The organism is Pseudomonas sp. P4_C8, assembly GCF_056401975.1.
This window is the reverse complement of sequence record NZ_JBFUIH010000042.1, coordinates 44,336-50,760: the sequence shown is the minus strand read 5'-3', so window position 1 is coordinate 50,760 and position 6,425 is coordinate 44,336. Positions and strand designations below refer to the sequence as shown.

The following is a 6,425-nucleotide window of genomic DNA, read 5'->3' as shown; positions in this document are numbered from 1 at the left end:
ACAGGAGTTTCCATGCCCAAAATTCTCGGCCACAACTACATCGGCGGTACACGCAGCGCCGCCGGCAGCCTCACGTTGCACAGCCATGACGCCAGCACCGGCGAGACGCTGCCCTTCTCTTTCATGCAAGCCACCGAGGCCGAAGTGCACGCCGCCGCGCAGGCCGCTGCCGCTGCATTCCCTGAGTTTCGCAACATGCCAGCGGCACGCCGTGCGGACTTTCTTGAAGCCATCGCCACACAACTGGATGCCCTGGATAACGAATTCGTCGCCCTGGTCACCCGCGAAACCGCATTGCCGAACGCACGGATACAGGGTGAACGCGCACGAACCAGCGGCCAGATGCGCCTGTTCGCCCAGGTCCTCCGTCGCGGTGACTTTTATGCTGCACGCATCGACCGCGCCTTGCCCGAGCGGCAACCGCTTCCACGCAGCGACCTGCGTCAGTACCGGATCGGCGTTGGCCCCGTGGCGGTGTTCGGCGCCAGCAACTTCCCGTTGGCGTTCTCCACGGCCGGCGGCGATACCGCTGCAGTCCTCGCCGCCGGTTGCCCGGTGGTGTTCAAGGCCCACAGCGGACACATGGCGACCGCCGAACAGGTGGCCGATGCAATCATCCGCGCTGCCGAGCAGACCGGCATGCCCAAGGGTGTGTTCAACATGATCTACGGCGCGGGCGTGGGTGAAGCCTTGGTCAAGCACCCATCGATCCAGGCCGTCGGTTTCACCGGCTCGCTCAAAGGTGGCCGGGCGCTGTGCGACATGGCGGCCGCACGACCACAACCGATTCCCGTGTTCGCCGAAATGAGCAGCATCAATCCGGTCGTGGTATTGCCCGAAGCACTGAACGTTCGCGGCGAGAAAATTGCCAGCGAACTGGCCGCCTCTGTCGTGCTTGGCTGCGGCCAGTTCTGTACCAACCCGGGATTGGTCATCGGCATGCGTTCCGCGCGATTCAGTGCCTTCACCGAGTCCCTCACTGCACTGCTGGCTGAACAACCGGCGCAAACCATGCTCAACGCCGGCACCCTCGGCAGCTACGAAAAAGGCGTGCAGGCTTTGCTAAGTCACCCAGGCGTGACCCACCTGACCGGCCATGGCCAACACGGCAATCAGGCGCGCGCGCATCTGTTCAAGGCCGACGTCAGTCTGCTGCTCGAGGGTGATCCATTGCTACAGGAAGAAGTGTTCGGCCCGACCACCCTCATCGTCGAAGTGGCCGATAGGGCCGAACTGCGCCAGGCGCTGAACAGCTTGCACGGTCAACTCACCGCGACCCTGATTGGCGAACCGCAGGACTTGCATGAACACGCAGAGCTGCTGGCCCTGCTGGAACAAAAGGTCGGCCGGGTGCTGTTCAATGGCTACCCCACGGGCGTCGAAGTGTGTGATGCGATGGTGCATGGCGGTCCCTACCCGGCCACTTCCGATGCCCGTGGCACCTCGGTCGGCAGCATGGCCATCGAGCGTTTCCTGCGCCCGGTGTGCTTCCAGAATTGCCCGGACACGCTCTTGCCCGACCCGCTGAAAAACGCCAATCCACTGGGCATTGCCCGGCTGGTCGACGGCAACAGCCACCGAAACCCGATCTGAAGAACACCCAAATACCTTGTAGGAGCGAGCCTGCTCGCGATAGCGGTGTGTCAGCCAACAGAGATGTTGAATGTGCTGCCCCCTTCGCGAGCAGGCTCACTCCCACAGGGATGCTGTGGTGGAAACCCGATCTAAAAAACACCCGGATACCCTGTAGGAGTGAGCCTGCTCGCGATAGCGGTGTGTCAGCCAACAGGGATGTTGAATGTACTGCCCTCATCGCGAGCAGGCTCACTCCTACAGTTATTGAATCAAGCCAGCAATGCCTTGAGGTCGTTACATAAAGCCTCAGGAATCTGCACCCCCTCCACCAGGCTACGCGCCCGCGCCTCGTATCGGCGTTGGGATGGCAAGCGTGCGCCCTGCCCTTCGATACTCTGGAACAATGCTTCGGCTCTGGCCAGATGTACCTCCGTCATGTTCCCCAAAAAGCGCTGCGGATCAAGGGCAATGATCAGTTCACCGTGATACGGCGACGACTTGCTGCCCGCGTCGTAAGCCAACGACTCGGCGCTGGTGAGGTCACCGATCAACGGCCCGGCAATCAGCTCCACCATGGCCGCCAGCGCCGAGCCCTTGTGCCCGCCGAACGTCAGCATCGCGCCGCTGTCGAGCACGACGTTGGCATCGGTGCTGGACTGCCCCTGCGCATCCACGCCCCAGCCCTCGGGGATCGCTTTGCCGGCACGGCGGTGCAGTTCGATGTCGCCACGGGCAATGGCGCTGGTGGCGAAGTCGAACACAAAAGGATCATGTCCCTGACGGGGCCAGCCAAAGGCAATGGGGTTGGTGCCGAACACCGGCAAGCACCCACCGGCCGGGGCCACCCAGGCATGACTTGGATTACACGCCAGCGCCACCAGGCCGGCAGCGGTCAACTGCTCGATCTCCACCCAAAGCGCCGAGAAATGCACGCAGTGATTGATCGCCAACGCCGCGATCCCGTTGGCTCGGGTTTTCTCCGTCAACAGCGGCAAACCCGCCTGAAAAGCCAGCTGCGAAAAACCACCGCCGGCATCCACCCGCACAATCGACGGTGCCTGGTCGATCAACCGGGGTTCGGCCGTGGCCGACACCTTGCCGGCCCGCAGGGAATTGACACACCCCAGAATCCGGTACAAGCCGTGGGAAGCACAGCCATCGCGCTCGCCGGCAATCACCGTCGCCGCCACCGCACGCGCATGGGCTAGGTTAAAACCGTTGTACAACAGGATCGATTCGGCCAACGCATGGGCTTCGATCAGGGTCAATCGGATCATGGTCATCTCCTTGGACAGACCGGTCAGGGTGGTCTATTCAAGGCGATAGGGCTTGATGGGTTTGCACGGAGGGAGTGACGAAATCAGCACAGGTGCTTCATCAACGACCCGCGACAGTGCAATGTCGATCCATGCACTGCCGCCCCTGTCCGTCAGGCCTTCGTGCTTCGTGCAACCGGCACAGTCAGCGCTGACTTCCTGGCCAGCAGGTAGTAAAGAACCCCCGGCACCACCAACCCGACGATCCAGGAAATATCCACGCCACCCAGCTGCGCGACCATCGGCCCGGAGTAGAAGTGTGTGTCGACAAAAGGCAGCTGGATCAACACGCCGCTGACATACACGCTGATGCCCAACACGTTCCAGCGACCGTAACGCCCGGCCGGGTCGGACAATGCCGGGATGTCATAGCGCTCCTTGTTGATGAAGTAATAGTCCACCAGGTTGATCGCGCTCCACGGGGTGAAGAACGTCAGCAGAAACAGGATGAAGTACTTGAACGAGTTCAGGAACGAGTACTGGCCGACCAATGCGAGCGTGGTGGATGCCGCGACGATCAGCAATACAAACAGCATGCGCTGGCGGGCGGTGATTTCCAGGCGACTGCGGAAACCGCTGATGATGGTGGCCACGCACATGAAGCTGCCATAGGCGTTAAGCGTCGACACCGTGACCTTGCCGAACACCACGCTCAGGTACAGCAGCGACGCCATCACCCCGGTACTGCCCAGGCCGACGATGGTCGCCACTTCGTGACCGCGAAAGTTGGCGCCGGCCAACGCAGCGGCAAACACCCCCAGCACCATGGACGCCTGGGCGCCTAGCACAGTCCCCAGGCCGACGGCGGTGAAGGTTTTCCAGGACGAGGTTTTGCTCGGCAAGTAACGCGAGTAGTCGGCCACATACGGGCCAAACGCAATCTGCCACGACGCCGACAGCGACACCGCCAGCAGGAACGTGCTCCAGCCAAAGTGGCGGTTTTCCAGGAGCAGGCCGATGTCGTTGAGGGTCATCAACCGGGTGAACAGGTAAGCGAAGGCGATGATGCCCAGCACGCTGGCCACCCTTCCCACCAGGTGAATCACCCGATAGCCGAAGATCGTCAGGAACGCGATGCACGCGGCAAATATCAGGATGCCGGTGCTGTCGCTGACGCTGATCAACTGGGCAATCGCCTGCCCCGAAAGGACCGCGCCAGTGGCGCTGAAACCGAGGTACATCAGGCACACCAGCACAATCGGTATGGCCGCGCCGTAAACCCCGAACTGCACACGGCTGGAGATCATCTGCGGCAACCCGAGTTTGGGTCCCTGGGCGGCATGCAAGGCGACGACGGCGCCGCCGAGCAACTGGCCGATCAGCAAACCGATCAATGACCAGAACACATCACCGCCCAACACCACGGCCAGCGCCCCGGTGACGATCGCCGTGATTTGCAGGTTGGCACCCAGCCATAGGGTGAACTGACTGTAGAGGCTGCCATGACGCTCGGCCTCGGGGATGTAATCGATCGAACGTGTCTCGATCAGGGGACTTCGTTGTTGGCTATCGCCGTGCTGGGTCATTATTTTTATTCTCTTCAAAGGTAGAACGAATCCACGCAGTCCAATGTGGGAGCGAGCCTGCTCGCGAAGGCGGCGGCACATTCAACATTGATGCAAGCTGACTCACCGCTTTCGCGAGCAGGCTCGCTCCCACAGGGAATGTGTACTAGGGGGCGGTTATTTTTGTTGTTCGGCCATGGCCACTTGTCCCACAAACGGCGCCTTGGCCCACACGACTTTGCCACCGACCACCGTCATCAGCACCGCGTTGCGAGCCAATTCTTCTTCAGGCACCTGCATGAAGTTTTTGTCCAGCACGATCAGATCCGCAAACTTGCCGACCTCGACCGAACCGACGACGTTCTCCAGCTTCAGTTGCTCGGCGGCGTTGAGGGTGATGGTGCGCAGCACTTCGGCACGGGACAGCGCCGGGTCGGCATTCAGGCGGCCGGCGTACTTGGGGCCATAGCTGTGCGGGTTCAGCGGATCACCTGAGCGGGTGACACCGATCTTCAGCGCCAGGAACTCGTCGAGGGGGTCGACAGGCCAGTCGCTGCCATACGCCACACGACCGCCAGCGCGGGCGATGCTGCCCGAGGGTTCCATGCGGGCAAAACGTGCAGGCCCGAGGTGATCGCTGGTGCCGTCGACCGTGGACGGCGCTTGCTGAGCCCATTGGAAGGACATGTTGGCGGTCACGTCGAGGGCCTTGAAGCGCCCGTAGTCGGCGGGGTCCACGGATTCGTTGTGCGTAATGGCCGGGCGGAAGCCGTTGCCGGGCAATTGCTGGCGCACGTATTCGATGCCATCGAGGGAGTCACGCACGGCGCGGTCCCCGGTGGCGTGCAGGTGCGGGTCGAGACCTGCTTGCACGGCTTGCAACAGCAGCGGTTTGAGCACTTGCGGCGGGAAATACAGCTCGCCGACGTTTTTGCCCGGCGCCCATTTTGGCGCCTTATCGGTGCCCGCGTTGTGCAGGTACGGCGTCAACATCGCACCGGTGTCCGCCGGCGCATTGATGATGCCATCCATGAACAATTTGACGTGACGCATGCTCACGCCCGGCGCGACTTTGGCGTCGCCCTGGTCGTAAGTCGCGGCCATCGCCTTGGCCTCGGCGATGGTTTTCGCCGGGTCGGCTGCCGCGGCGGCCGGGTCCAGTTTTATCGCCAGCAAGGCCCGGGCGGTCAGCTCACCCGACTGCTGCAACGTGGTGAACGCTTTGCCATTTTCCGGCCCCGACAATGCATCAAAGAAACTGGTGATGCCCTGTTGGCGCATCGCGTCGAGCGCCGCGCGGGTCTGGTTGAGTTTTTCGGCGTCGGTGGCCGGAGGCACCACGGCGGCCATCGCATCGGCCGCGCCGTCTTCGCAGATGCCGGTGAGGTTGCCGGCACTGTCGCGCACATACTTGCCATCACTCGGGTTCGCCGTGTGTTTGTTGATGCCGGCGACGGCCAGGCCGCGAGAGTTGGTCAGCACGGTATGGAAATCGGTGGAGCGAACCTGAATCGGCCGTTGGGTCTTGAGTGCGTCCAGCGTCGATTTGTCGGGGTCGCCGTCGAGTCCGTCCATGCCCATCCGGTCCCAGCTGCCCACTTCGAGCCAGACATCCGGCCCTTTATCCTTGTCGGCATCCAGGCATGCCTGAATGGTGGTCTGGAACTCCTTGCGGGTCATGGTCTGGTACTTCAGGTCGCACAAAGTCATGGCGCGGCCGCCGTCACCCGGGTGCATGTGCGCATCGATAAAGCCCGGCATCAGCATGCGCCCCGCCAGATCGATCAATTGCGTTTGCTTGCCGATGTACGACGCCGCCCCTTCGTCGTTGCCGACGTAGACGATCTTCCCTCCCGTGACGGCAATCGCCTGCTGCACCGAGTTCTGGCCATCGACGGTGTAGACATAACCGTTGCGCATGACCATGTCTGCCGGGGTCGAACCCTGGGTCTGGCACCCCACCAGCGCCACACCGGAAAATGCCGTGGTTGCCGCAATGGCGACAAAAAGCCTGGAGAATTTCAACTGC

General features: G+C 62.2%; 4 protein-coding genes. 1 reads left to right on the top strand and 3 read right to left on the bottom strand.

Annotation, left to right across the window (positions count from 1 at the left end; all coding sequences use genetic code 11):
* The first annotated feature begins 12 nt into the window (after positions 1-12).
* A complete protein-coding gene (locus AC1DWM_RS23505) occupies positions 13-1,593 on the top strand; it encodes an aldehyde dehydrogenase (NADP(+)) (protein ID WP_477796250.1) in 1,581 nt (526 codons plus the stop codon).
* A 251-nt stretch (positions 1,594-1,844) separates the two neighbouring features.
* Here AC1DWM_RS23505 and AC1DWM_RS23500 read toward each other — a convergent pair whose 3' ends face one another.
* From AC1DWM_RS23500 to AC1DWM_RS23490, 3 genes are all read right to left on the bottom strand, one after another.
* Positions 1,845-2,852 carry an Ldh family oxidoreductase gene (locus AC1DWM_RS23500; protein ID WP_223517662.1) on the bottom strand — a complete coding sequence of 336 codons (1,008 nt, stop codon included), beginning with the start codon at positions 2,850-2,852 and terminating at the stop codon, positions 1,845-1,847.
* 152 nt (positions 2,853-3,004) lie between these two features.
* Complete coding sequence (locus AC1DWM_RS23495; RefSeq protein WP_223517663.1) at positions 3,005-4,417, bottom strand: purine-cytosine permease family protein; 1,413 nt, start codon at positions 4,415-4,417, stop codon at positions 3,005-3,007.
* 156 nt (positions 4,418-4,573) lie between these two features.
* Positions 4,574-6,421, bottom strand: coding sequence for an amidohydrolase (locus tag AC1DWM_RS23490; protein WP_477796249.1), 1,848 nt, complete (start codon positions 6,419-6,421; stop codon positions 4,574-4,576).
* Positions 6,422-6,425 lie beyond the last annotated feature (4 nt).

Coding starts and splice junctions, on each gene's coding strand:
- AC1DWM_RS23505 (WP_477796250.1), top strand. CDS start 13: ATGCCCAAAATTCTCGGCCACAACTACATCGGCGGTACACGCAGCGCC.
- AC1DWM_RS23500 (WP_223517662.1), bottom strand. CDS start 2,852: ATGATCCGATTGACCCTGATCGAAGCCCATGCGTTGGCCGAATCGATC.
- AC1DWM_RS23495 (WP_223517663.1), bottom strand. CDS start 4,417: ATGACCCAGCACGGCGATAGCCAACAACGAAGTCCCCTGATCGAGACA.